Here is a 25556-nt window from a genome sequence, read left to right as displayed (position 1 = left end):
CTTAATCGCGGTGATTTTTTTTATAGCCGTTTTTAGCGATTGAGCCGTTTATGAGCACCATTCCGTTGACAAAGCGTGGCGCAGAGCAACTGCGCGATGAATTGCAGCGCCTCAAGTCCGTCGAGCGGCCGGCCGTGATCAACGCGATCGCGGAGGCCCGCGCACAGGGCGACCTGTCCGAAAACGCCGAATACGATGCCGCGAAGGAAAAGCAGGGCTTCATCGAGGGTCGTATCGCGGAAATCGAATCGAAGCTGTCGGCCGCACAGGTCATCGATCCGACCGTGCTCGACGCCGAAGGCCGCGTGGTTTTCGCCTCGACCGTCGAACTCGAGGATCTCGAGTCGGGTGACACCGTCAAGTACCAGATCGTCGGTGACGACGAAGCCGATATCGACCACGGCCTGATCTCGGTCAGCTCGCCGATCGCGCGTGCACTGATCGGCAAGTCCGAAGGCGACGTCGCGGCCGTGCAGGCGCCGAGCGGCGTGCGCGAATACGAAATCATCTCGGTCAGCTACATCTGAAGCGGGGCGACACGATGCCGCATCGCGTGTTCCGTCTGCTGTCGGCCGTGTGGGTCGGCAGCCTGCTGACGATCGGGTATGCGGTCGCGCCCGTGCTGTTCAAGACGCTGGAGCGGATGACGGCCGGTTCGGTCGCCGCCCAGCTGTTCCGTATCGAGGCGATCCTCGGTGTCGTATGTGGCGTGCTGCTGCTCGCGCTGTCGAACCAGCAGGTTCGACGCGGCAGCAGCGAATATCGCCGCGTGCGCTGGGTCGTCGCCGCGATGGTCGTATGCGTGCTGGTCGGGTATTTTGCGCTGCAGCCGTTCATGAACGCGCTGCGGGTCGCCGCGATGGACGCGGGCACCGATATCGCGAATTCGCCGTATGCGAGCCGCTTCGGGATGCTGCACGGCGTCTCGAGCGTGTTCTACCTCGTCGAGAGCGTACTGGGGCTGATGCTGATCTGGCGTCTGCCGGCGCGCGACGCCTGACGTGTGTGCCGCGCAGGCCCGGTCGATGCCGGGCCCGCGGGCAGGGTGGCGGTACGGCGCAGCCGTACCGCCCCGATGCTTACTTGTCCTGGAATGGACGCTTCGTGCTGGCTTGGCGCTTTTTCGCGCGCTTCACGGTACCGCCCGCCGTCACGCGTTCGTTGCCGCGCACCGTGACCTTGACCGGCCGCGGACGGCGCACGGGGCTCGCGTTCGGCGACACCTTGACGACCTTGACGGTGCGCGGGGCACGGCCTTTCTTGTCGTCCACGGCTTCGGCCGCGCTCGGCAGCGTGCCGGCACGACGGCCGCGGGCCGGGGCCGCAACGGCAGCTTCGGGTTTCCAGATCACCAGCAGCTTGCCGATGTGCTGGATCGGCGCCGCGCTCAGGCGATCGCAGATCTCGTCGTAGATCGCGATGCGCGCGTCGCGTTCGTCGCCGAATACGCGGATCTTGATCAGTTGGTGCGCGTCGAGGTGCACCTTGATTTCCTTCAGCACGGCGTCGGTGAGCCCTTCGGCGCCGATCAGCACGACGGGCTTGAGCGCATGGGCCTGGGAGCGCAGCGCGGAGCGCTCGGCGGGAGAAAGCGAAAGGGCGGGCATGGAAATGTCGAAATCTAAATAAGGGCGCGCTGACTGAAAAGCGATCGCGGGTAGTTACCGCGTCAGCCGTGCGCCGAAACCACGTAAAATCGCGGCTTGGGCCCGAAAAGGGGCCGCAGCCGCGCGAAGAAGACGCGTATTATCCGCTAAAAGCGCGGCTTCACGAAGCAATTGGCAGCAATCTCTCTTTCGAATGGCAAAAAACCGCTTCAACCAGCACTGGCTGCACGACCACATCAACGACCCGTACGTCAAAATGGCGCAGCGGGAGGGCTATCGCGCGCGCGCCGCGTACAAGCTGAAGGAAATCGACGAGCAGGACAAGCTGATCCGTCCGGGCCAGGTGATCGTCGATCTCGGCGCGACGCCGGGCAGCTGGAGCCAGTATGCCCGCAACAAGCTCGCGCAGGGCAAGAAGCGCGACGCGGAGCGCGAAGGCGGCATCGACGGCACGATCGTCGCGCTCGACATCCTGCCGATGGAGCCGATCGCCGACGTCCACTTCCTCCAGGGCGACTTCCGCGAGGATGACGTCCTTCACCAGCTCGAGGAATTGCTCGAAGGCCGCGCGGTGGACCTTGTTATTTCCGACATGGCCCCCAACCTCTCCGGCGTGGCCTCGGCGGACGCGGCGCGCATCGAGCATCTCTGCGATCTGGCGCTCGAATTCGCGCAGAACCATCTGAAGCCGGATGGTGCGTTGCTCGTGAAATGTTTTCACGGCAGCGGCTACAGCCAGATCGTCGAGAAATTCAAACAGCAGTTTAAGACCGTCGCGCCGCGCAAGCCGAAGGCGTCCCGCGACAAATCGTCCGAAACGTTCATTTTGGGTCGGCATCTGAAACGTCCGCGCTGATGCGCGGCGGGGTGCCGCAAACGGGCTCCGGCCCTTGCCAGACAAGCGAAGCGCTATCGCGGCGGTTGTCAATGCTTATGGCGAGGGTGGTCGGACTGGATTAGAATGACCGAGGGGCGCCGCAAGGAAAATGTAGGCGCTCGTCTACGAGTGAAGGAGTGGTGCTTTGAACAACAATATGTTTTCGAAGGCAGCGGTGTGGCTGGTGATCGCACTGGTGCTGTTTACGGTGTTCAAGCAGTTCGACAAGCCCCGCGTCCAGGAAGGCGTGTCCTATTCGCAGTTCATGGACGACGCCAAGAACGGCAAGGTCAAGAACGTCATCGTTCAGGGGCGCAACCTCACCGTCACTCCGGCTGATGGCCAGAAATACCAGATCGTGTCGCCCGGCGACATCTGGATGGTTGGCGATCTGATGAAGTACGGCGTGCAGGTCAGCGGCAAGGCCGACGACGAGCCGAACGCGCTGATGTCCGCGCTGTACTACCTCGGGCCGACGATCCTGATCATCGTGTTCTGGTTCTACATGATGCGGCAGATGCAGGGAGGCGGCAAAGGCGGCGCGTTCTCGTTCGGCAAATCCCGCGCGCGGCTGATCGACGAGAACAACAACGCGGTGAACTTCTCCGACGTCGCGGGTTGCGACGAAGCGAAGGAAGAAGTGTCCGAGCTCGTCGACTTCCTGCGCGATCCGCAGAAATTCCAGAAGCTGGGCGGCCGCATTCCGCGCGGCGTGCTGCTCGTCGGCCCTCCGGGTACCGGCAAGACGCTGCTGGCCCGCGCGATCGCGGGTGAAGCGAAAGTGCCGTTCTTCAGCATCTCGGGTTCGGACTTCGTCGAAATGTTCGTCGGCGTCGGCGCGGCACGTGTGCGCGACATGTTCGAACAGGCGAAGAAGCATGCACCGTGCATCGTGTTCATCGACGAAATCGACGCGGTCGGCCGTCATCGCGGCGCCGGCATGGGCGGCGGCAACGACGAGCGCGAACAGACGCTGAACCAGATGCTCGTCGAGATGGACGGCTTCGAGGCGAACTCGGGCGTGATCGTGATCGCCGCAACCAACCGTTCCGACGTGCTCGACAAGGCGCTGCTGCGTCCGGGCCGTTTCGACCGCCAGGTCTACGTCGGTCTGCCGGACATCCGCGGCCGCGAACAGATCATGCGCGTGCACCTGCGCAAGGTACCGATCGCGAACGACGTCGATGCGGCAGTCATCGCGCGCGGCACGCCGGGCTTCTCGGGCGCCGATCTCGCGAACCTCGTGAACGAGGCTGCGCTGTTCGCCGCACGCCGCGGCAAGCGCATCGTCGAGATGCAGGATTTCGAAGACGCGAAGGACAAGATCTTCATGGGTCCGGAGCGCAAGTCGGCCGTGATCCGCGAGGAAGCGAAGCGTGCGACCGCGTATCACGAGTCGGGCCACGCGGTGATCGCGAAGCTGCTGCCGAAGGCCGACCCCGTGCACAAGGTCACGATCATTCCGCGCGGTCGCGCGCTGGGTGTCACGTGGCAGTTGCCGGAGCATGACAACGAAACGTATTCGAAGGACTACCTGATGGATCGCCTCGCGATCCTGTTCGGTGGCCGGGTGGCGGAAGAGTTGTTCATGAACCTCGTCAGCACCGGTGCATCGGACGACTTCAACAAGGCAACCCAGACGGCGCGCGCGATGGTCGCCCGTTTCGGCATGACCGATGCGCTCGGGCCGATGGTCTACGTCGACGACGAAAACGATGCATCGCCGTTCGGCCGTGGCTTCACGCGCACGATCTCGGAAGCGACGCAGCAGAAGGTCGATTCGGAAATCCGCCGCGTGCTCGACGAACAGTACGGCCTTGCGCGCCGCCTGCTCGAAGAGAACCGCGACAAGGTCGAAGCGATGACCGCCGCGCTGATGGAGTGGGAGACGATCGATGCCGATCAGATCAACGACATCATGGAAGGCCGTCCGCCGCGCTCCCCGAAGAGCTCGCCGGCTGTCGGCGGCGATTCGTCGGGTGGCGGCAGCAGCGCCGAGGTGAAGGCCGGCAACGCGCCGGCGCCTGCTTCGCCGGCGGCATAATCTCCGCTCTTTAGCACCGTTCACGGGCTGGTGTGTCTTCACACCGGCCCGTTTTGCATTCATTCACGCCAGTTGCCCGTGTCCGATTCCGCTGTTTCCCCCCAAATTCCCGCACCACTCCGGTGCGGCCGCTTCGAACTGACGTTCGAGCGCCCGCTCGTGATGGGCATTCTCAACGCCACGCCCGATTCGTTCTCCGACGGCGGCCGCTTCCTCGCGCGCGACGATGCGCTGCGCCAGGCCGAGCGGATGATTGCCGAAGGCGCCGATCTTCTCGATATCGGCGGCGAATCCACGCGCCCCGGCGCACCGCCGGTGCCGCTCGACGAGGAACTCGCGCGCGTGATCCCGCTCGTCGAAGCGCTGCGTCCGTTGAACATGCCGCTGTCGATCGATACCTACAAGCCGGCCGTGATGCGCGCGGCGCTGGCCGCAGGCGCCGACCTGATCAACGACATCTGGGGGTTCCGCCAGCCGGGCGCGATCGACGCGGTGCGCGAGGGCAATTGCGGGCTGTGTGCGATGCACATGCTCGGTGAGCCGCAAACGATGCAGGTCGGCGAACCCGATTACGGTGACGTCGTGACCGACGTGCGCGACTTTCTCGCCGCGCGCGCGCAGGCACTGCGCGACGCGGGGATTGCGCCGGAGCGGATCTGCGTCGATCCCGGTTTCGGGTTCGGCAAGGCGGTCGTCGACGACAACTATGCACTCCTGGCCGCACTGCCGGAAACGGCGCCCGCGCGGCCCGACGGGCGCGCGTATCCGATACTCGCAGGCATGTCGCGCAAGTCGATGCTCGGCGCGGTGATCGGCGGCAAGCCGCCGATGGAGCGCGTCGCGGCGAGCGTGGCGGCCGCATTGTGCGCGGTCGAGCGTGGGGCGGCGATCGTGCGCGTGCACGATGTCGCGGCGACGGTCGATGCGTTGAAAGTCTGGAATGCCGTGCGTGAAGCCGCGCGGCAACGATAAGTCAGAAGACGAAGGAGGAAGATTCGCTATGGGACGTCGATATTTCGGCACGGACGGCATTCGCGGCACGGTGGGCGAGGCACCCATCACGCCGGATTTCGTGTTGCGTCTCGGCTACGCGGCCGGCAAGGTACTGGCCAGCTCGGCCGATGGCGCGGCAGGCTCGCGGCCGACCGTGCTGATCGGCAAGGACACGCGCGTGTCGGGCTACATGCTCGAAGCCGCGCTCGAGGCAGGGTTCTCGGCGGCGGGTGTCGACGTGATGCTGGCCGGCCCGATGCCGACGCCAGGGGTCGCCTACCTGACGCGCGCGCTGCGCCTGTCGGCGGGCGTCGTGATCAGCGCGTCGCACAATCCGTATCGCGACAACGGGATCAAGTTTTTCTCCGCTGACGGCAACAAACTGCCGGACGACACCGAAGCCGCGATCGAAGCGTGGCTCGACAAGCCGCTCGAATGCGCATCGTCCGACGGTCTCGGCAAGGCGCGCCGCCTCGACGATGCGGCCGGCCGCTACATCGAATTCTGCAAGAGCACGTTCCCGGCCGCGTTCGACCTGCGCGGGCTGAAGCTCGTGATCGACTGCGCGCACGGTGCCGCGTACCAGATCGCGCCGCACGTGTTCCACGAACTCGGCGCGGACGTGATCCCGATCGGCGTCGCGCCGAACGGCTTCAACATCAACGACGGCGTCGGCGCGACCGCGCCGGACGCGCTGGTGCGCGCGGTGCGCGCGAACCACGCCGATCTCGGCATTGCGCTCGACGGCGATGCGGACCGCCTGCAGGTCGTCGACGCGACCGGTCGCCTGTACAACGGCGACGAGCTGCTCTACGTGCTCGTGAAGGACCGGATCGCGACCGACGGCAAGGTGGAGGGCGCGGTCGGCACGCTGATGACGAATCTCGCCGTCGAAGTCGCGCTGCAGCGCGCGGGCGTGAAGTTCGTGCGGGCGGCGGTCGGGGATCGCTACGTGCTCGAGCAGTTGCGCGAGCACGGCTGGCAACTCGGCGCGGAAGGCTCGGGCCACATCCTGTCGCTCGATCGCCACTCGACCGGCGACGGCATCGTGTCGGCGCTGCTCGTGCTGGCTGCGCTGAAGCGCAGCGGCCAGACCCTCGCGCAGATGCTCGACGGCGTCACGCTGTTCCCGCAGAAGCTGATCAACGTGCGGATGAAGCCAGGTGCCGACTGGAAGGGCAGCACGTCGATTCGCGCAGCGATCGACGCAGCCGAGGCCGCGCTCGCCGGCAGCGGCCGCGTGCTGATCCGCGCATCGGGCACCGAGCCCGTGTTGCGCGTGATGGTCGAAGCGCAGCAAGCGGCCGACGCGGTCCGCCATGCGGAGACGATCGCCGACGCGGTGCGCGCGGCGACGGCCTGACGCGCGGGCCCGGTGCGAGGGCGGTCGGACGCCCGCGCGCCGGCGTTCCGGTGAACCGGCATGCGGCGCCTTCGGGCGCCGCGATTTCATCAGACGCAAAGGTTTGCGATACCTATAAGTAACGCATATCGACTGCTGCATTCCCCGGACGAAAAATCGTCCGACCCCGAGATCGGGCCAGCCGCCGGCGGAGGCTTTTCGTACCACCGACGCGGCGCTGCGATCCCGTCACACAGTGAGAAACGGGGCGTCATCCTGTCCCTTCCGGGCCGGCAATTCCTGCCGCCATCGCCCCTCCGGCGCCGTCTGCGCGCCACGCGCGCCGACCCTGTTACTCCCTTTCAACCAGTCATGTTACTGTCACGCCAGTTTCATCGATTGTCACATTACCGTCATGAGGAGCCCCTAACCTTCGCGGTGCCGTAGTCATCCGCTCACACACTGGAGGTCTCATGAAATTGATGCAAACCGCGATTGCCGGCCTGGCTGGCGCGCTTTTCGCCGTCGCCGCCCACGCTGCCGACATCACGGGCGCAGGCAGCACGTTCGCGATGCCGATCTATACGAAATGGGCTGCTGACTACCAGCAGACCGGCGGCGCGAAGGTCAACTACCAAGGTATCGGTTCGTCGGGCGGCCTGAAGCAGATTATCGCGAAGACGGTCGATTTTGCCGGCTCGGACGCTCCGCTGAAGGATGACGAGCTCGCGAAGGAAGGCCTGTTCCAGTTCCCGACGGTGGTCGGCGGCGTGGTGCCGGTCGTCAACGTGCCGGGCGTGAAGGCCGGCGAACTGACGCTGTCGGGCCCGGTGCTCGGCGACATCTACCTCGGTAAGATCAAGAAGTGGAACGACCCGGCGATCGCCGCGCTGAACCCGAAGGTCAAGCTGCCGGACACGGACATCGCCGTGGTCCGCCGCGCTGACGGCTCGGGTACGAGCTTCATCTGGACGAACTACCTGTCGAAGGTCAACGACGAGTGGAAGTCGAAGATCGGCGAAGGCACGACGGTCAACTGGCCGACGGGCACGGGCGGCAAGGGCAACGACGGCGTCGCGGCCTTCGTGCAGCGCCTGCCGGGCGCGATCGGTTACGTCGAGTGGGCGTACGCGAAGAAGAACAACATGATCTACACGGCCCTGAAGAACTCGACGGGCACGGTGGTCGAGCCGAAGACCGAAACGTTCAAGGCCGCTGCTGCAGGCGCGAACTGGTCGAAGTCGTTCTACCAGATCCTGACGAACCAGCCGGGCAAGGAAGCCTGGCCGGTCGTCGGCGCGACGTTCGTGCTGCTGCACGCGAAGCAGGAAAAGCCGGAGCAGGGCGCGGAAACGCTGAAGTTCTTCAGCTGGGCGTTCAAGAACGGCGAGAAGGCTGCTGACAGCCTCGACTACATCTCGCTGCCGCCGGCAGTCGAAGCGGAAATCCGCAAGCAGTGGAAGGTCAAGGTGACGGACGCGTCGGGCAAGGCGGTCGCCGCCGAGTAAGCATTGCAGCGGTTCGCTGCCCGGCCGTGCCGGTCGGGCAGTGTGTGCGGTAAAGCCGGGCGTTACGGCGCCCGGCAATCAAAAGCAGGCACCCATGTCTGATATTTCCTATACGTCCTCACGGTCCGCCGACGTTGCGCAGCAACGCGCGCCGAGCCGCCTCGGGGATGTCGTATTCGGCGGTCTTGCACGGCTCGCCGCCATCGTGACCCTGCTGCTGCTCGGCGGGATCATCGTTTCCCTGATCATCGCGTCGATGCCGACCATCCAGAAGTTCGGCCTCGGCTTCCTGTGGCAATCCGAGTGGGATCCCAACTCGGACCTCTACGGCGCGCTCGTGCCGATCTACGGCACGATCGTGACGTCGATCATCGCGCTCGTCATCGCCGTGCCGGTCAGCTTCGGCATCGCGCTGTTCCTCACCGAGCTGTCGCCCGTGTGGCTGCGCCGTCCGCTCGGCATCGCCATCGAGCTGCTCGCCGCGATTCCGTCGATCGTGTACGGCATGTGGGGCCTGCTCGTGTTCGCGCCGATCTTCGCGGAATACTTCCAGAAGCCGATCGGCCGCCTGTTCAAGGACATCTGGGTGCTCGGCCCGCTGACTGCCGGCCCGCCGATCGGTATCGGCATCCTTGCCGCCGGCGTGATCCTCGCGATCATGATCATCCCGTACATCGCATCGGTGATGCGTGACGTGTTCGAAGTCACGCCGGTGCTGCTGAAGGAGTCGGCATACGGGATCGGCTGCACGACCTGGGAAGTGATGTGGAAGGTCGTGCTGCCCTATACGAAGACCGGTGTGATCGGCGGCGTGATGCTCGGCCTCGGCCGTGCACTCGGCGAGACGATGGCCGTGACCTTCGTGATCGGCAACACGAACCTGCTCGACAGCGTGTCGCTGTTCGCACCGGGCAACAGCATCACGTCGGCGCTGGCCAACGAATTCGCGGAAGCGCAACCGGGCCTGCATACGTCCGCGCTGATGGAGCTGGGCCTGATCCTGTTCCTGATCACGTTCATCGTGCTGTCCATCTCCAAACTGCTGCTGCTTCGTCTCGAGAAGGGAGAGGGCAAGAAATGAGCGAGCCCATCATGAATTTCCCGGGGCCGGACGGCGCCGTGCTCGACGCGATGCGCAACCGCCTGCAGCGCAAGCGCAAGGCCGTCAACGCGATCGCGCTGGCCGCGTCGCTCGGCGCGATGGCCTTCGGGCTGCTGTGGCTCGTGTGGATTCTCTACACGACGGTGCATCTCGGCGTCAGCGGCCTGTCGCTGCAACTGTTCACGGAATCGACGCCGGCACCGAACACGGAAGGCGGCGGTCTCGCCAACGCGATCGTCGGCAGCCTGCTGCTGTGCGGTTTCGGCACGCTGGTCGGCACGCCGATCGGCATCCTCGCGGGCGTCTATCTCGCCGAATACGGTCAGAAGAACCTGCTGGCGAGCACGATCCGCTTCATCAACGACATCCTGCTGTCGGCGCCGTCGATCGTCATCGGCCTGTTCGTGTATGCGATCGTCGTCGCGAAGTCGGGGCGCTTCTCGGGCTGGGCCGGCGTGATCGCGCTTGCCCTGCTGCAGATTCCGATCGTGATCCGCACGACGGAGAACATGCTGAAGCTCGTGCCGAACGCGCTGCGCGAAGCGGCCTTCGCGCTCGGCACGCCGAAGTGGCGCATGGTGCTGAAGATCACGCTGCGCGCATCGGTCGGCGGGATCGTGACGGGCGTGCTGCTCGCGGTCGCGCGGATCGCCGGCGAAACGGCGCCGCTGCTGTTCACCGCGCTGTCGAACCAGTTCTTCTCGTGGGACATGAGCCAGCCGATGGCGAACCTGCCCGTCACGATCTACAAGTTCGCGATGAGCCCGTTCGCGGAATGGCAGGCGCTCGCATGGGCGGGTGTGTTCCTGATTACGCTCGGTGTGCTCGGACTCAACATCCTGGCGCGCACGATCTTCTCGAAAAAGTAACGGCGGAGCAATCCGATGAATATGGCAGAAAGCCACCTGAATCCTGTCGAGCGCACCGCTGCGCCGGCCGGCACGCACGAAGCGGCGCACGGCCGTCCGCTCGAGCCGCTGAACGCGAAGATCGAGGTCAACAACCTCAACTTCTTCTACAACAAGTTTCATGCGCTGAAGAACATCAACCTGAGCATTCCCGAAGGGAAGGTGACGGCGTTCATCGGCCCGTCGGGCTGCGGCAAGTCGACGCTGCTGCGCACGTTCAACAAGATGTTCGCGCTCTATCCGGAGCAGCGCGCCGAAGGCGAAATCCTGATGGACGGCGAGAACCTGCTGACGACGAAGCGCGACATCTCGCTGCTGCGCGCACGTATCGGCATGGTGTTCCAGAAGCCGACCCCGTTCCCGATGTCGATCTACGACAACATCGCGTTCGGCGTGAAGATGTTCGAAAAGCTCACGCGCTCGGAAATGGACGACCGCGTCGAGTGGGCGCTCACGAAGGCCGCGCTGTGGAACGAAGTGAAGGACAAGCTGAGCCAGAGCGGCTACGGCCTCTCGGGCGGCCAGCAGCAGCGTCTGTGCATCGCGCGCGGCATCGCGATCCGTCCGGAAGTGCTGCTGCTCGACGAACCGTGCTCGGCGCTCGACCCGATCTCGACCGGCCGCATCGAAGAGCTGATCGCGGAGCTGAAGAGCGACTACACGGTCGTGATCGTCACGCACAACATGCAGCAGGCGGCGCGCTGCTCGGATTTCACGGCCTACATGTACCTGGGCGAGCTGATCGAATTCGGCGAGACCGAAAAGATCTTCATCAAGCCGGTGCGCAAGGAAACGGAAGACTACATCACCGGCCGTTTCGGTTGATGACGGAGAACAACAGCCATGTCGGATAAACATCTGTCGAGCCAGTTCGACGCGGACCTCAATGCCGTGTCGTCGAAAGTGCTGGAAATGGGCGGGCTCGTCGAGTCGCAGATCGTCGGCGCGATGCACGCGCTGAACGAGTTCGATCGCGATACGGCCGAGAAGGTGATCGCGGCCGAGGAAACGCTGAACGCGATGGAAGTCGACATCGACCAGGAGTGCGGCAACATCATCGCGCGGAGGCAGCCTGCCGCGCGTGACCTGCGTCTTTTGATGTCGATTTCGAAAACGATTACGAACCTCGAGCGCGCAGGCGACGAGGCCGAGAAGATCGCCAAACGCGTGCGCCGCCTGGTCGACGAGCCGGCCGCGCGTGCGGTCAACATCGCCGAGATCAAGGTGTCGGGCGAGATGGCCGTGACGATCCTGCGCCGTGCGCTCGACGCGTTCGCGCGTCTCGATACGGTGGCCGCCGCACAGATCGTCAAGGACGACAAGGAGATCGACCTGGAATTCCGTGCGTTCGTGCGCAAGCTCGTGTCGTACATGCAGGAAGATCCGCGCACGATCTCGGTCGGCCTCGAATACCTGTTCATCGCGAAGGCGATCGAGCGGATCGGCGACCACGCGAAGAACATCGCCGAATTCATCATCTACATCGTGAAGGGCACGGACGTGCGGCACCAGCCGCGCGACACGCTCGATCGCGAAGCCAACAGTTAATCGACTCCGTACAGGGGAAAAAAGAGGTGCCGATGCCCAGCAACATTCTCGTCGTTGAAGATGAGCCCGCGATTTCCGAACTGATCTCGGTGAATCTCCAGCACGCCGGTCACTGCCCGATTCGTGCGTACAACGCCGAACAGGCGCAGAACCTGATCAGCGACGTGCTGCCCGATCTCGTGCTGCTCGACTGGATGCTGCCGGGCAAATCCGGTATCGCGTTCGCGCGCGACCTGCGCAACAACGAACGGACCAAGCACATCCCGATCATCATGCTCACCGCCCGCGGCGACGAGCAGGACAAGGTGCTCGGCCTCGAAATCGGCGCGGACGACTACGTGACGAAGCCGTTCTCGCCGAAGGAACTGATGGCGCGGATCAAGGCCGTGCTGCGCCGTCGTGCGCCGCAGCTGACCGAGGACGTCGTGTCGATCAACGGGCTGCGCCTCGACCCGGCCACGCATCGCGTCGCCGCGCATGCGGAAGGCAGCGAGATCAAGCTCGATCTCGGCCCGACCGAGTTCCGCCTGCTGCATTTCTTCATGACGCATCCGGAGCGTGTGCACAGTCGCACGCAACTGCTCGACCAGGTGTGGGGCGACCACGTGTTCGTCGAGGAGCGGACCGTCGACGTGCACATCAAACGATTGCGCGCGGCCTTGAAACCGGCCGGTTGCGATGCGATGATCGAGACCGTGCGCGGCAGCGGCTACCGGCTCGCCAAGCACGCGTAACGTATTCGGGCCTGCCGTGTGCCACGGCATGCCGTTCATTCTTTCGGGCGCTGAATCATGAACATCATCTGGGCGCGCTTTCTGGTGTCGCTCGTGCTGCTCGTGCTGATCGGCGTATTGGTCGGCGTGTTCGCCGGCCCGACCGCGGGCCTCGTGTTCGTCGTCGTGATGCTGGTCGCGCAGGGCTTTTTCAGTACCTTTCACACGCAGCGTCTGTGGCGGCTGCTCGATGCGCCGGTCTACGGTGAAGTGCCGAGCGCGCCGGGCATCTGGGGCGAGATCTACTATCGTCTGCACAAGCTCGCGAAGCAGTGGCATGCGCAGGTGCGGCAGGTCGAGCAGCAGCATTCGCGCTTCATCCAGGCGATCCAGGCGTCGCCGAACGGCGTCGCGATGCTCGACGATCACGACCAGATCGAGTGGTGCAACGCGATCGCCGAGGTCCATTTCGGCCTGGATGCGAAGCGCGACCTGCGCCAGCACATCACCAACCTGGTACGCCATCCCGATTTCGTCCGTTACCTGAACGCGCAGCATTACGACGAGACGCTCGTGATGCGCGGCATGGGCGACTCGCGGCAGAACGTGCTGGAAGTGCAGGTGTTTCCGTACGGCGAGAACCGCAAGCTGCTGCTCACGCAGGACATCACCGAGCTTGAGCGGACCGACGCGATGCGGCGCGACTTCGTCGCGAACGTGTCGCACGAACTGAAGACGCCGCTCACCGTGCTGTCGGGCTTTCTCGAGACGATGCGCGAGCTGCCGCTGAACGAGGAAGACCGCGCGCGCTATCTCGAGATGATGGAGCAGCAGGCGTCGCGGATGCGGCACATCGTGACCGACCTGCTGGTGCTCGCGAAGCTGGAGGGCGAAAGCAAGCCGCCGGTCGATCGCGCGATCGACATGCGCGCCGTGTTCGACCACCTGAAGGAGGACGCGCAGACGCTGTCGAACGGGCATCACGACATCGCGTTCTCGATCGACGAGACGCTCGGCGTCACCGGTGCGCAGACGGAACTGTTCAGCGCATTCGCGAATCTCGTCACGAACGCGATCCGCTATACGCCGGACGGCGGGAAGATCGTCGTGACGTGGCGGCGCGAAGGCGCGCAAGGCGTGTTTTCCGTCACGGACAGCGGCTTCGGGATTCCGGCCGCCGACCTGCCGCGGCTCACCGAGCGCTTCTATCGCGTCGACCGCAGCCGTTCGCGCGACACGGGCGGCACGGGGCTCGGGCTCGCGATCGTCAAGCACGTGCTGCAGCGGCACGACGCACACCTGTACGTGCAGAGCGAGGAAGGGCGCGGCAGCACGTTCACCGCGCGGTTCCCGGGTTCGCGCGTCATCGCGATCCGGCCGGCCACTTACGAGGCATGATCGCGTAACGGCATCCGTTGCTCGTTCTGCGAGCGGCGGCATGCCGGATCCGCAACGAAAAAGCGCAGCCCGCGGGCTGCGCTTTTTCGTTGGCAACGCTGGTGCGCGGCGCGCAACTCGCGCTGCGTTGCCGGTTCACGAGCAGAACTTCGCGAGCAGCCCGAGTTGCGCGTTGCGGATCGTCTTGCCGGCGCGGCGCCGGCGGTAGTGGCCGTCGCTGTGCATCTGCCATGCCGACTGGTTGTCGCCGAGGCACACCGACAGCCCTTCGGCCAGCACGCGCCGCTTGAGCTTGCGATCGCGGATCGGGAACGCGACTTCGACGCGGCGGAACAGGTTGCGGTCCATCCAGTCGGCGCTCGACAGATAGACATCCTCGGCACCGTTCGCGTGGAAATAGTAGATCCGGTGGTGCTCGAGGAAGCGGCCGACGATCGAGCGCACGGTGATGTTTTCCGACAGCCCCGGCACGCCGGGCTTCAGCGCGCAGACGCCGCGCACGATCAGGTCGACCTTGACGCCGGCCTGCGACGCTTCGTACAGCGCGGCGATCACCGTCGGTTCCAGCAACGCGTTCATCTTCGCGACGACGCGCGCGCGCTTGCCGGCACGCGCATTGTCGATCTCCGCGCGGATCGAGTCGATGATGCGCGGATGCAGCGTGAACGGCGACTGCCACAGCTCGTGCAGCGTGAGTTCGCCGCCGATGCCGGTCAGTTGCTGGAACACGTGATGCACGTCCTCGCAGATCTTCTGGTCGGCCGTCATCAGCCCGAAGTCGGTGTAGAGGCGTGCCGTGCGCGGATGGTAGTTGCCGGTGCCGAGGTGCACGTAGCGGCGCAGCGACGCCTTGCCGCCCTGCACGACGCGCCGCACGATCAGCATCATCTTCGCGTGGCACTTGTGGCCGACCACGCCGTACACGACATGCGCGCCGACGGCCTCGAGCTGCGACGCCCAGTTGATGTTGGTTTCCTCGTCGAAGCGCGCGAGCAGTTCGACGACGACGGTCACTTCCTTGCCGTTGCGCGCGGCTTCCATCAGCGCGTCCATCAGCGGCGAATCGGTGCCGGTGCGGTAGATCGTCTGCTTGATCGCGACGACGCTCGGGTCCTTCGCGGCCTGCTGCAGCAGTTCGAGCACCGGCTGGAAGCTCTCGTACGGGTGGTGCAGCAGGATGTCGCCGTTGTCGATCGCGTCGAACATCGTCGGTGCGTTCGTGATCGCGGCGGGAGTCGACGCGGTGAACGGCGTGAACTTCAGGTCGGGTCGGTCGACGAGATCGGGAATCTGCATCAGCCGCACGAGGTTCACCGATCCGGCCACGCGATAGCAGTCCTTGTCGCCGAGCTCGCTTTCGTCGAGCAGGCGTCGTACGATGTGCGGCGGCGTGTCGGCCGACACCTCGAGGCGCACCGCGTTGCCGAGGTGGCGCGCGGGCAGTTCGCCCTGCAGCGCGACGCGCAGGTTCGTGATCTCGTCTTCGTCGACGAACAGTTCGCTGTTGCGCGTGATACGGAACTGGTTGCAGCTCTTCACGACGAGTTGCGGGAAGAGTTCGCCGACGAAGCGCTGCATGAACGAGCTCAGCAGCACGAAGCCGTGCTCGAAGCCCGACAGCGCGTGCGGCATGCGTACGACGCGCGGCAGCGCGCGCGGCGCCTGCACGATGCCCATCACGGCCTGACGGCCGAATGCGTCGCGGCCTTCGAGCTCGACGACGAAGTTCAGGCTCTTGTTCAGTACGCGCGGGAACGGGTGGGCGGGATCGAGGCCGATCGGCGTCAGCACGGGCAGCAGCTCGTCGAGGAAGTAGTGCCGCGCCCATTCGAGCTGCTCGTCGTTCCACGTGTCGCTCGCATGGAAGTAGATGCCTTCCTGCTCGAGCGCGGGCAGCACGGTTTCGTGCAGCATCGTGTACTGTCGATGAACGAGCCGCTGCGCGCGTTCGACCACGAGATCGTAAGCATGTTGTAACGACATGCCGTCGGGCGTCAGGGCGCCGGGGTTGTCGCGGATCTGCTCCTGAAGGCCGGCCATCCGGACTTCGAAGAATTCGTCGAGGTTGCTGCTGGTGATGCAGATGAAGCGGAGGCGCTCGAGCAACGGGACTTGCGGATCGGCTGCCTGGGCCAGCACGCGCTCGTTGAAACCGAGGATGCCGAGTTCACGATTGAGAAGCGGATAACGGACGGACATCGGCAGAGTAGGGGGGGATTCGGGCGATGATTCGAAAGGACGCTCGGAAACTCTCACGGTACGATGACGTGCTGATGACAATGATGTATTTATATCGGGAAATTCTACGCTGTAATCGTTTCGTCCCATAAATGTTTCGACGATTTGCAAACGAGCAGTATGCATGCCCGTGAAGCGTGGCAACGGCAAGCGTTCCACGCTTAAAATGTCGCCTTTGATTGATCGCCCAAGGCTGTCGCACCGGCCGCCGCGGGCGAACGCGCACGGAGCCCCTCTGATGGTTACAACCCCCCACTTGCTGGCTGCCGTGGATCTCGGCTCGAACAGCTTCCGGCTGATCGTCGGACGCGTCGAGGAAACGCCGGCGGGCAGCCAAATCTATCCCGTCGATGCGCTGCGCGAGCCCGTCCGGCTGGCCGCGGGCCTGTCGAGCGACAAGATGCTCGATCGCGCGTCGCAGGAGCGTGGCTGGGAGGCGCTCAAGCGGTTCGGCGAGCGCCTGCGCGATTTCCATCCCGATCATGTGCGCGCGGTGGCCACCAACACGCTGCGCGTCGCGAAGAACGCGGGCGAGTTTCTCGGCGAGGCGGAAGCGGCGCTCGGTTTTCCGATCGAAGTGATTGCAGGCCGCGAAGAAGCGCGCCTGATCTACGCGGGCGCCGCGCACTCGGTGCCGGCGAGCGCCGGCAAGCGGCTCGTCGTCGACATCGGCGGCGGCTCCACCGAATTCATCATCGGCTCGCACTACACGCCGATCGTGATGGAGAGCCTCTACATCGGCTGCGTGAGCCACAGCCGCGCCTTCTTCCCCGCCGGCAACGTCGACGAATACACGATGCGGCAGGCCGAACTCGCGGCCAAGCGCGAGATCCAGATCATTTCGAGCGAGTACAAGAAGGCCGGCTGGGACCAGGCGATCGGTTCGTCCGGCACCGCGCGTGCGCTCGCGGAACTCGTCGAGGCGAACGGCTTCAACGATCCGGGCATCACGCACGGCATTTCGCGCGGCGGCCTCGAGCGCCTGAAGCGTGCGCTGATCAAGTCGGAGAACGTCAACCGGCTGAAGCTGATCGCGCTGAAGCCCGACCGCGTGCCGGTGCTCGCGGGCGGCCTCGCGATCATGCTCGCGGTGTTCGAGGAGCTCGGGGTCGACTACGTCGATACGACCGACGGCGCGCTGCGCCTCGGGGTGCTGTACGACCTGCTCGGCCGGACGCAGCACGAGGACATGCGCGCGGTGACCGTCGAGGGCTTTACGCGCCGCTACGGTGTCGATCGTGCGCAGGCCGAGCGGATCGGCGCGCTGGCGGGGCGTTTCTACGACGAACTCGAGGAAGCCGACGACGAAGCGCGCGAGGAAGGGCGGATGTTCCTCGGCTGGGCGGCCGCGTTGCACGAGATCGGCCTGTCGATCTCGCACAGCGCGTATCACAAGCATTCGGCCTATATCGCGAGCAACGCGGACATGCCGGGTTTTTCGCGCACCGACCAGGCGCGGCTCGCCGCGCTCGTCCTCGGTCACGCGGGCAAGCTCGGCAAGCTGTCGCAGGCGCGCGAAGTCGAGTGGCCGCTGCTGTTCTGCCTGCGGCTCGCGGCGCTGCTGTGCCGACGCCGAACCGACGCGGGGCTGCCCGACATTTCCGTTTCGCAGATGAAGAAGGGCGGGTATGAAGTGCGCCTGCCGAGCGCGTGGGTCGAGCAGAACCCGCTGACCGACTACAGCCTCAGCCAGGAGGCGGCGGAATGGGAGAAGGTCGGAATCCCGTATCGCGTGGTGTATACGGGCGCGTAAAAGGCCGATAGCGGGGCCGGGACGGGCGGCAGGCTGGCTTGCCGCCCTCAGGATTGCCGCATGATCGTCCTGACGGCCGCTCAGTCCGACGAGCAGACGATCGCGGTCAGGAACGGAAACGCCTGCCTGACGGTCGCGTCGCTGCCGGCCTTGCGCACGGCTTCCTCCACCGCGCTTTTCGTGCCGCGCACCACGACGCCATAGGCCCAGTCGCCGATCGGCGTGCCGTCGCCGGTGCGGAAGATCGGGTCGTTCGCCTGGTAGCCGAGCACGACGTAGACGCCGAAGCCGTATGCGGTCAGCGAGTGGCTCGTGCGGAATGCATTGACCGAGTTCGATTCGACGTGCATCGGCTCCGACTGGATATCGCCGGCGGCGAGCAGCGGCGCGACGAACTTGTGCCCGGTCGAGTGGCAGTCGAGTGCGTCGTCGAGTGCCTTGGCCGATGCGGTGCCGGCGGTCGCAAGCGCGAGCAGCGATGCGCACAGGGCGGTCTTGAGAATGTTGTTTGTCATGCGCGGATGCAGGTTGTCCACGCGCATTATCGCGTGTTCCCGGAAGTGTCGTATCCGGGTTGCGGCGGCTGGGCCGGCCACCTCGTTCGATTCGTGACCTTTGCAAGCGTGACCGACGATGAAAGCGTCCGGACTTGCCGCGAATGCCCGGGCATCGCATGAATCCGTGCGTCGCCGCTCAACGGCTTATCGCGTTCCCGTATCGCCCGGTGAGCACGAACCGTGCGCCGAACAGCGGCAGGACCAGAAAGCCGAGGCCTGCCGGCAATCCCCACAGCACATCGCCCCATATCGCGAGGAACGTGGCGGCCCGGGCCGTTTCCGCGGGCGCGGCAGGGTCGTACGCGACTTGCACGACAGTTCCGGGCGGACCGTCCATGCCGCCGTTCTGCACGAACTCGATGCGCTGGCCCTGGGCCGTTTCGAAGCGTATGGTCGGGTGTCCGCTCGACTTGACGACTACACCGGGTGCACGAGAGGCGTGCGAAAGGAAGACCGTCGTCCGGTAGGCCTGCACGACGCAGAAAGCGAGTACGGCGGCGCCGATGATCATGGCGATGACGGTCGCGATATTCATCGCCGGTTTTGCCGGGCGATCAGTCGAGGAGGTTGTCATGCGAGGTCCGGATGGTGTAGGGGGCGGCAAGTGGGTTCATTCACGCGTCGTACGCATTGCGGAGGTAACCCGAGCTGCCGTCGTCGGTGCCGGTGAGCTGGGCCGAGATCTCCTGTCTCTCGCGGGACCAGGAGGCCGCCCAGCTGCGGAAGCCGAAGCGGTCGGCGGACGAAGCCCGCTCGTCACCGCCGAAATGGCGCTTGACGAAGGCTGACAACCGCGACACGGCTTCGTCGAAAGGTAGATCCGTTTCGAGCATCCACATCTCGAATGTTTTCCGTTCATCCTCGACGAACTCGACAGCCAGATTCCCGATGGTGCCGAGGCCTTCGGGCAGTTGCAGGGACGACAGGGATGTCGGCATGGTTGACGAAACTCCGGTCTGGCAATGGGGCGCTGATAATGGTACCGCTACGGGTTCGAGTTGGCCTCGTTGATGCGCCGGTTTGTTCCTGGAAAAAGGTGATTCGTGCGAGCGTGCCGAAGTGGATAACCCGCGATGCTGCACCTCAATGAGTCGATTCGCGACGCAACTGACCAGTAACGGTCGAATGAAAGCGCTCGCTGTCGGTCTTTTATCGATGGCAACAGCGACGTTCGGCGCGACGCCGGGAATCGATGAGGCCGGTGTCCTGCGTCAGGTGCTTTCCTGCCCGCTGGCGGACGGGAGCCGCATTGCGCTCGACGCCCGCTCGCATGGGTTGGACGGCGATGCACTGTTCGTGCGGCGGGGGCGCAAGACCGGGCGCGCGTTCCTTGACATGCCGGAGACCGATTTCGTGGGCAGGATTGCGTTGTCGAGGTGCGTCGGCAAGGCCCTCGTCTTCGTACTGAACTACGGATCGCCTTACCTGAAGGGCGTCGCAATCCGGCTGAATCCGGTCACGCATGTCGAAGAGCGGATCTATTTCGCGGAGAAGGCGCTTCCGCGGTGGCTGTATTCGGGGCGTCGGGAGATGTGGGTGATCATCCCCAACGAAGGCGGCGAGACGGACGGGAAGTATCTGGTTTATCGATATTCCGGATCGAAAGGGCGGCCATCGGAAAGCACGCCTGCCGATCGATTGCCGCTCGCGCCGCGTGATCTCGTGCGGATCGAGTGACTACGTGGCGCGAAATGCGGCGGTTGCCCGGGATCTTTCACGGGCCAGAAATGGAAAAGGGGTTACAACACTTTGTGTTGTAACCCCTTGATTCCGGTGGTCGGAGCGAAAGGATTCGAACCTTCGACCCTCTGATCCCAAATCGGGTGCCCCCGCTATTTTCAACGTCGTTGGCGATCGATGAAATTTATAAACCATTGATTTGATGTAAGATTTAAGCTCATTGCAATTTTCTGTTCCGACCCACAACGCTACACGTAGTAGCAAAATGGTAGCAACGATGAGCGATAGCGAGAAACAGCAGCGGGCGGGCAAGGACGCCTTGAATTTTACGAAAGCGGCGATCGAAGCGTTACCGATGCCAGAGAAGGGTTGGAAGTATTACTACGACACGAAGGTGAGCGGTCTTGCGATCGGCATCGGCCCGAGCGGCGTCAAGACGTTCATTCTCTATCGGAAAGTAAATCGTAAGCCAGAGCGGATCAAGATTGGACGCTATCCCGATCTGACGGTCGATAAGGCGAGGACGCAAGCTCTGACCCTTATCGCAGACATCGCCGGTGGGACGAATCCAGCCGAGCTGAAGCGTGCCCGCCGCGCGGAGATGACTTTTGGCGAGCTGTTTGACCAGTACTACGAGAATCACAGCCTTCCGCACAAAAAGACGGCAGCGGAAGACAAGCAGAAATTCGAGAAATACCTTTCCAGTAATGGGGACGGTATCAATCTCGCGTCGCGGCAGCTGTCGGAGATCACGAAGGCGACGGTTGCTCAACTGTTCACCAAGATCAGCAAGGATCACAAGGTGATGGCGAACCGGGTGCTTGCGCTCGTCAGCAGTATCTTTGGCAAGGCGATCGAATGGGGAATCTGGAACCAGATCAATCCATGCCACGGTATCCGCAAACATAGCGAAGTCAGCCGGGATCGCTTCCTGCAGCCGGACGAACTGCCGAAGTTCTTCGAGCAGGTGCTGGCATATCCAAATGCCACGGTGCGGGACTACATTTTGGTTAGCCTGCTGACTGGCGCGCGCAGAGGAAATGTTCTTGCGATGCGTTGGGATCAGGTGAATCTCGACCGAGCGGAGTGGCGTATCCCGGATACGAAAAATGGAACGCCGCAAAGCGTTCCGCTGGTTCCTGATGTGGTGGCTATTCTCCGGGCGCGGGATAAAGAGCGAGGGGACTCGGCATTCGTGTTTCCGGGTTCTGGCGAGGCGGGACATCTCGTGTCACCGAAGAAGGCATGGAGGATCATCCTCGATAAGGCTGGCATCGCCAATCTTCGGTTGCATGACCTGCGCCGCACGATGGGCTCGTGGCAAGCAGGAACCGGCGCGAATCTGTCGGTCATCGGCCGGTCGTTGAATCATAAGTCGACGCAGACGACAGCGATCTATGCACGTCTCTGGCTTGAGCCAGTTCGGAACTCGATGGAGACGGCCGCTACAGCGATGTTGCAGGCGGCTGGATTGGTAACAACCGGCGGGGCCGACGTGAGAGTTGGAGCACGCGGAGATGCCGTTGCCAATGATGAACAGTCAGGATGAGTGGTGACCGTGCGTGGGCGAGATGGTGACTAGCTACGCGTTCGGATATCGCCGTCGAGACCTACACAATGTCCATTTTCTCCACTACAATTGAGGCTCCAAAAACGGACATGGAGTCCTCGTATGTCGGCAGTCGTGCATCAGAAGCTCGAAGAAGTCGAATCGCGGCTCTCGCAGCTCGGTCTTACCCGCGACATAATGATTGAGATCGTGCAGGCGTGTGTGGCGGGATACGCTGGCTGTACCGACAACGATCCGCCCGGTGCGCCGGGCTATTCTTCGTGGCGGTACGGCGTCCGTCGAAGCCGCGAACTGCTGCGGCCTCTCGGCTGGCTCAAAGACAATACCGGCGGCTATGCGACCTGCCTGAACCGCGAGAAGAAGGTCCGCCTGGCCATCATGAATGCCGACGATGGGGCGGGAATTCCCGATCGCGTTCCGCAGAATCGATCGAAGAAAGGCCCGAACTCCGAGCGGGCCGCGTTCAACAACAAACAGGTTCACCAACTTCCGCTGTTGAACGCTGAAGACTGGCCGGTGCCTGAAGATGAGGTGTTGGTCGCCAACCTCAGCGAGTACGCGACGTGGCACGTCTGTGTCTTCATCAAGGGCGACAACGTTCAAGCTGAGTTGTCGTTGCTCGGAGATTTCGACGGCGGCTACGCCTCCGAGTGTCTTGAGAAGATCATCCTCGTGGCCCCCGGCGAGTGGAACACGCCGATCCGTGATCAGAATAGCAGCGACGATGATGACGATCTCGACGCATTCCCTATCGAAGTGACCCGTAAGTAAGCATGTTTAATCCAAGCCGACTGAGTCTCGCTAGGCGTCGACGCAAGTTCACGAAAAAGGCTCTTGCAGAGACACTAGGTTGCGATCAGAAGACAATCATTCGGTACGAAAGCGGCGAAGCAGAGCCGCCCGAAGATAGTTTGAATGCTCTCTCGAAAGCATTAAATTTTCCGGTCGCTTTCTTCTTGGGCAACGACATCGATGAGCCACAACCGGAAGCGGCGAGCTTCCGGTCAATGAGCACAATGTCTGCTCGCGAGCGAGATGCGGCTCTCGCTGCTGGCGCTTTTTCGTTCATCCTCAGCGATTGGGTGGATGCGCGGTTTCATTTGCCTTCGCATGATCTTGTTGACTGTAAGGATAGCCCCGATCCCGAGGCTGCAGCACGAGTTTTACGCGAGAAATGGGGGCTTGGTGACCGCCCTATAACGAACATGGTGCATTTACTCGAGGCCAAGGGCGTGCGGGTTTTTTCGCTAGCGGAAAACACGAAGACGGTCGACGCGTTTTCGATGTGGAGACGGGAAACTCCTTATGTTTTTCTGAATACGTTTAAGACACCAGAACGTAGCAGATTCGATGCAGCGCACGAGCTTGGGCACCTTGTCCTGCACAAGCATGGTGGTCCGCAAGGCGGTAGGATTGTCGAAGACGAGGCGAACCAGTTTGCCTCGGCGTTTCTGATGCCGGAAGGAGATGTGAAGGCGCGACTCCCTCGGGTCAATGCGGTAAATCAGATTGTGGAAGCCAAGAAGAGGTGGCGGGTGTCGGTCGCTGCGTTGAACTATCGCTTGCATCGCTTAAGGATTACCACCGACTGGCAGTATCGAAACTTCTCGATCCAGATATCACAACTTTATCGGCAATCCGAGCCACTTTCGGTTGAGCGTGAAACGTCGGTGGTGTGGGACAAGGTACTGCAGATGTTGCGTACCGACGGCATGACAAAGCATTCGATCGCAAGTGCGCTTGCGCTGCCAGTGATGGAAGTCGATAACTTGGTGTTTCGTCTCACCAACTACCACAGTATCGAGGGCGGCGGGGCTACCCGCGGTAAGAGTAAAGCGAAACTAAGCGTTGTATAGCAAAGTAATAGGGTCATGCGATGTGCCACCGTGTTGACACGGTGGCACGAATTGCTTTCATGCTTGATGCGTGCTCGTTCTAATGCATCGTCAATCGATTCATGCGGCGTTCAGTCATCGATTAGCAGCTTTTGATGTTTCTCCGGGAGTAAAGCGAATTCGCCCCATTGCAAACCGGAGGCTGCTAACCCGATTCCGTTGGCCGTGATTTTCCCCCAAAAGAGCACGACGCGGCCTGTTGATTCGTCTGTGATACCTTTTTCTTCCTGTTTCCACGCTTGCACTTTGATTGTGAAGTCCGCGACGTCCGGATGTGGCTGCAGTCTGGTCATTCGGATATTGGTGGGCTTCGGATGCTGACCGGCATTCCACGAACGAAGGATGGTTCCGTAATATAGGCGCGGCACCTCACACTCGTCCGTAACAGTGGAAACGTCGATAAGGATGTCGGTTAGTTTTCGTGCAACATCGGCATTGGGAAGCACGAAGTATTTATAAAGATTGACATCGAATCGTCGGCACAAGCCCCAGACTGTGGTTATCTTACTCGGGAGAGCAAATTTTTCGCCGCGATGTCTTCCGATGGGGATTGCTGCGATCGGGCCATCTTCATCCTCGACGGCACTTTGTCCGTATGGCTCAGCATCCCCATCAGGCTTGCTTGGTCGGTCATGCATAAAGGAATCTATAATTGCAAGCTGATCACTCGCGATGGCTTGCTTAGCGTCCTCTTCCGTCAAATATCTCATGCCGTCCGCAAGTGGTGTGCGAAGCGAGCAGGGTATTTTGCGGTAAGCTTGACGGTGCATGAAACAGCACGCGCGACCGTTCGAAAATCGGTCTTTGTCTTTGGGTGACCGAGATATAGGTGTGAAACATTCTGGACAATAGAGGCCCTCAGCCATGTCTTTCGTGTATTCCCCCGGAAGGACCGTCTCAGCTTCTTTAGGTCGTACTCGATTTGCTCCGTCGTAGATCCAATTTGGATCGTATAAGGCGTGCTTAATTCTATTGTTTGAGTTCACATTGGCCTTCGTGTTGGTCGTTGGAAGATACTTCACACGTCGGTAGTAGGATGCCGAGATATTGGTGTGAGCGGTTCATCGTTCGAGCTACTCGTCAATACATCGACGAAGGCTAATGTCCCACGGGCGGCGGTGTCTTATTTTCCAACTCGAAAAGCATTCGTCGAGCGAGTACAGTATATCTGTCGACAGCTTCCTTCGACAAGGCAGCGTCCGGTTCGTGTGCCGCCTTGTTTCTAAGACGCTGTAGATGTTTTAGAATTTCGACTTGGTTCTCATCTAGCACGCCATTTTGACGCAATTCGTTCACAATGGCGCTGATAGCGCGCCAACTCTTTGCACCGGACGGGCCGGACATTGTTGACTCATAAACTAGACGTCGGAGTTCCAGTTCGATATCACGCCACGCCACCATGATTACTCCAGCGGGGTTCGCGTGGGCTGCGTCGTTATCAAGCACGAGCCCTAGATTGCCGGCGCGGCCTTGAGCAGCTACGCCTTCAAGCTGGATTTGAACGTCAGAATCAAATGACGCCTCAACTTCCGCAAGTTCTTCGGTGAAGCTTGCTTCGAATCCACCGGGGGCCTTAAAGGAGCGAATGTCCTTCAGTTTTGCGCGAATCTCTGCCTTGAATATGTAAGCACAGAATCCAACAGCCAAAGGCCAAGACCAAGCGGCGGCTAGTTCGGCGACGCTTTTGAACAGTGAAGCTATGAATGTGAGCCAATCCATAGGTATATCCGAGGAGAGGAATTGTCACGATAGTAGCGTGTCACATCGGTCAAAGATACAGAGCGGATATCTCCAGCGGGCCAGCAGAGCTATCAATCAAGACG

25 protein-coding genes are annotated in these 25556 nt (G+C 62.6%); 18 read left to right on the top strand and 7 right to left on the bottom strand.

Annotation, left to right across the window (positions count from 1 at the left end; translation table 11 throughout):
- Positions 1 to 50: 50 nt before the first annotated feature.
- Together greA and DPV74_RS06415 are read left to right on the top strand one after the other, a co-directional pair.
- Positions 51 to 527: a transcription elongation factor GreA gene (greA, locus tag DPV74_RS06420; protein ID WP_021163362.1), complete on the top strand. Its 477-nt coding sequence runs from the start codon at positions 51 to 53 to the stop codon at positions 525 to 527.
- A 14-nt stretch (positions 528 to 541) separates the two neighbouring features.
- Positions 542 to 1000: a DUF4149 domain-containing protein gene (locus DPV74_RS06415; RefSeq protein ID WP_021163361.1), complete on the top strand. Its 459-nt coding sequence runs from the start codon at positions 542 to 544 to the stop codon at positions 998 to 1000.
- Positions 1001 to 1079: 79 nt separating this feature from the next.
- On the opposite strand, the gene DPV74_RS06410 is transcribed toward DPV74_RS06415, so the two are convergent.
- A complete protein-coding gene (locus DPV74_RS06410) occupies positions 1080 to 1607 on the bottom strand; it encodes a YhbY family RNA-binding protein (protein WP_027787876.1) in 528 nt (175 codons plus the stop codon).
- 193 nt (positions 1608 to 1800) lie between these two features.
- Between DPV74_RS06410 and DPV74_RS06405 the strand changes: the two genes are divergently transcribed.
- The 11 genes from DPV74_RS06405 (at position 1801) to phoR (ending at position 14040) form a co-directional block, all read left to right on the top strand.
- Complete coding sequence (locus tag DPV74_RS06405) at positions 1801 to 2463, top strand: RlmE family RNA methyltransferase (protein WP_021163359.1); 663 nt, start codon at positions 1801 to 1803, stop codon at positions 2461 to 2463.
- A 166-nt stretch (positions 2464 to 2629) separates the two neighbouring features.
- Positions 2630 to 4528, top strand: a complete 1899-nt coding sequence (ftsH, locus tag DPV74_RS06400) for an ATP-dependent zinc metalloprotease FtsH (RefSeq protein WP_021163358.1) — start codon at positions 2630 to 2632, stop codon at positions 4526 to 4528.
- A gap of 78 nt (positions 4529 to 4606) precedes the next feature.
- Positions 4607 to 5500, top strand: coding sequence for a dihydropteroate synthase (gene folP, locus DPV74_RS06395; RefSeq protein WP_374708953.1), 894 nt, complete (start codon positions 4607 to 4609; stop codon positions 5498 to 5500).
- Between the two features lie 28 nt (positions 5501 to 5528).
- The gene (glmM, locus tag DPV74_RS06390; RefSeq protein ID WP_021163356.1) at positions 5529 to 6884 is read left to right on the top strand and encodes a phosphoglucosamine mutase; all 1356 of its coding nucleotides are present in this window, start codon (positions 5529 to 5531) and stop codon (positions 6882 to 6884) included.
- A gap of 452 nt (positions 6885 to 7336) precedes the next feature.
- Positions 7337 to 8371 (top strand): phosphate ABC transporter substrate-binding protein PstS, encoded by a 1035-nt coding sequence (pstS, locus tag DPV74_RS06385; RefSeq protein WP_119336798.1) that lies wholly within the window; start codon positions 7337 to 7339, stop codon positions 8369 to 8371.
- Between the two features lie 94 nt (positions 8372 to 8465).
- On the top strand, positions 8466 to 9452 hold the full coding sequence (pstC, locus tag DPV74_RS06380) for a phosphate ABC transporter permease PstC (RefSeq protein ID WP_091922300.1): 987 nt from the start codon (positions 8466 to 8468) through the stop codon (positions 9450 to 9452).
- Positions 9449 to 10342: a phosphate ABC transporter permease PstA gene (gene pstA, locus DPV74_RS06375; RefSeq protein WP_027787872.1), complete on the top strand. Its 894-nt coding sequence runs from the start codon at positions 9449 to 9451 to the stop codon at positions 10340 to 10342. The genes pstC and pstA overlap by 4 nt, the downstream gene beginning before the upstream one ends.
- A 15-nt stretch (positions 10343 to 10357) precedes the next feature.
- Positions 10358 to 11206: a phosphate ABC transporter ATP-binding protein PstB gene (gene pstB, locus DPV74_RS06370; protein ID WP_027787871.1), complete on the top strand. Its 849-nt coding sequence runs from the start codon at positions 10358 to 10360 to the stop codon at positions 11204 to 11206.
- An 18-nt stretch (positions 11207 to 11224) separates the two neighbouring features.
- Complete coding sequence (gene phoU, locus DPV74_RS06365) at positions 11225 to 11929, top strand: phosphate signaling complex protein PhoU (RefSeq protein ID WP_027787870.1); 705 nt, start codon at positions 11225 to 11227, stop codon at positions 11927 to 11929.
- A gap of 32 nt (positions 11930 to 11961) precedes the next feature.
- Positions 11962 to 12663 carry a phosphate regulon transcriptional regulator PhoB gene (gene phoB / locus DPV74_RS06360; RefSeq protein ID WP_027787869.1) on the top strand — a complete coding sequence of 234 codons (702 nt, stop codon included), beginning with the start codon at positions 11962 to 11964 and terminating at the stop codon, positions 12661 to 12663.
- 57 nt (positions 12664 to 12720) lie between these two features.
- Positions 12721 to 14040 carry a phosphate regulon sensor histidine kinase PhoR gene (gene phoR / locus DPV74_RS06355; protein WP_027787868.1) on the top strand — a complete coding sequence of 440 codons (1320 nt, stop codon included), beginning with the start codon at positions 12721 to 12723 and terminating at the stop codon, positions 14038 to 14040.
- A gap of 135 nt (positions 14041 to 14175) precedes the next feature.
- On the opposite strand, the gene ppk1 is transcribed toward phoR, so the two are convergent.
- Entirely contained in the window at positions 14176 to 16239 is a 2064-nt protein-coding gene (ppk1, locus tag DPV74_RS06350; protein ID WP_027787867.1) for a polyphosphate kinase 1, read from the bottom strand.
- 277 nt (positions 16240 to 16516) lie between these two features.
- Here ppk1 and ppx point away from each other — a divergent pair, with 277 nt between their 5' ends.
- A complete protein-coding gene (gene ppx, locus DPV74_RS06345; RefSeq protein ID WP_027787866.1) occupies positions 16517 to 18031 on the top strand; it encodes an exopolyphosphatase in 1515 nt (504 codons plus the stop codon).
- 80 nt (positions 18032 to 18111) lie between these two features.
- Here the strand turns inward: ppx and DPV74_RS06340 are convergent, their stop codons facing one another.
- The 3 genes from DPV74_RS06340 to DPV74_RS06330 form a co-directional block, all read right to left on the bottom strand.
- Entirely contained in the window at positions 18112 to 18546 is a 435-nt protein-coding gene (locus tag DPV74_RS06340) for a hypothetical protein (protein WP_027787865.1), read from the bottom strand.
- Between the two features lie 178 nt (positions 18547 to 18724).
- Positions 18725 to 19162 (bottom strand): DUF3592 domain-containing protein, encoded by a 438-nt coding sequence (locus DPV74_RS06335; protein ID WP_119336797.1) that lies wholly within the window; start codon positions 19160 to 19162, stop codon positions 18725 to 18727.
- 40 nt (positions 19163 to 19202) lie between these two features.
- Complete coding sequence (locus tag DPV74_RS06330) at positions 19203 to 19526, bottom strand: hypothetical protein (RefSeq protein WP_119336796.1); 324 nt, start codon at positions 19524 to 19526, stop codon at positions 19203 to 19205.
- A gap of 187 nt (positions 19527 to 19713) precedes the next feature.
- Here DPV74_RS06330 and DPV74_RS06325 point away from each other — a divergent pair, with 187 nt between their 5' ends.
- The 4 genes from DPV74_RS06325 to DPV74_RS06310 all read left to right on the top strand — a co-directional run bounded on the left by DPV74_RS06325 (position 19714) and on the right by DPV74_RS06310 (position 23694).
- On the top strand, positions 19714 to 20265 hold the full coding sequence (locus DPV74_RS06325) for a hypothetical protein (protein ID WP_119336795.1): 552 nt from the start codon (positions 19714 to 19716) through the stop codon (positions 20263 to 20265).
- Between the two features lie 280 nt (positions 20266 to 20545).
- Entirely contained in the window at positions 20546 to 21817 is a 1272-nt protein-coding gene (locus DPV74_RS06320) for a site-specific integrase (protein WP_119336807.1), read from the top strand.
- Positions 21818 to 21940: 123 nt separating this feature from the next.
- Entirely contained in the window at positions 21941 to 22609 is a 669-nt protein-coding gene (locus tag DPV74_RS06315) for a hypothetical protein (protein WP_240439936.1), read from the top strand.
- A 2-nt stretch (positions 22610 to 22611) separates the two neighbouring features.
- Entirely contained in the window at positions 22612 to 23694 is a 1083-nt protein-coding gene (locus tag DPV74_RS06310; protein ID WP_069238692.1) for an ImmA/IrrE family metallo-endopeptidase, read from the top strand.
- Between the two features lie 110 nt (positions 23695 to 23804).
- Here the strand turns inward: DPV74_RS06310 and DPV74_RS06305 are convergent, their stop codons facing one another.
- Both DPV74_RS06305 and DPV74_RS06300 read right to left on the bottom strand, forming a co-directional pair.
- Positions 23805 to 24443 carry a hypothetical protein gene (locus DPV74_RS06305; RefSeq protein ID WP_240439935.1) on the bottom strand — a complete coding sequence of 213 codons (639 nt, stop codon included), beginning with the start codon at positions 24441 to 24443 and terminating at the stop codon, positions 23805 to 23807.
- A gap of 388 nt (positions 24444 to 24831) precedes the next feature.
- Positions 24832 to 25452, bottom strand: coding sequence for a hypothetical protein (locus DPV74_RS06300; RefSeq protein ID WP_162922970.1), 621 nt, complete (start codon positions 25450 to 25452; stop codon positions 24832 to 24834).
- Between the last annotated feature and the right edge of the window lie 104 nt (positions 25453 to 25556).

This window comes from Burkholderia sp. HAN2018 (assembly GCF_024704855.1).
Lineage (GTDB): Bacteria > Pseudomonadota > Gammaproteobacteria > Burkholderiales > Burkholderiaceae > Burkholderia > Burkholderia cepacia.
Note: the sequence above shows the minus strand (reverse complement) of the source record. Positions and strands in the feature narration are given on the sequence as shown.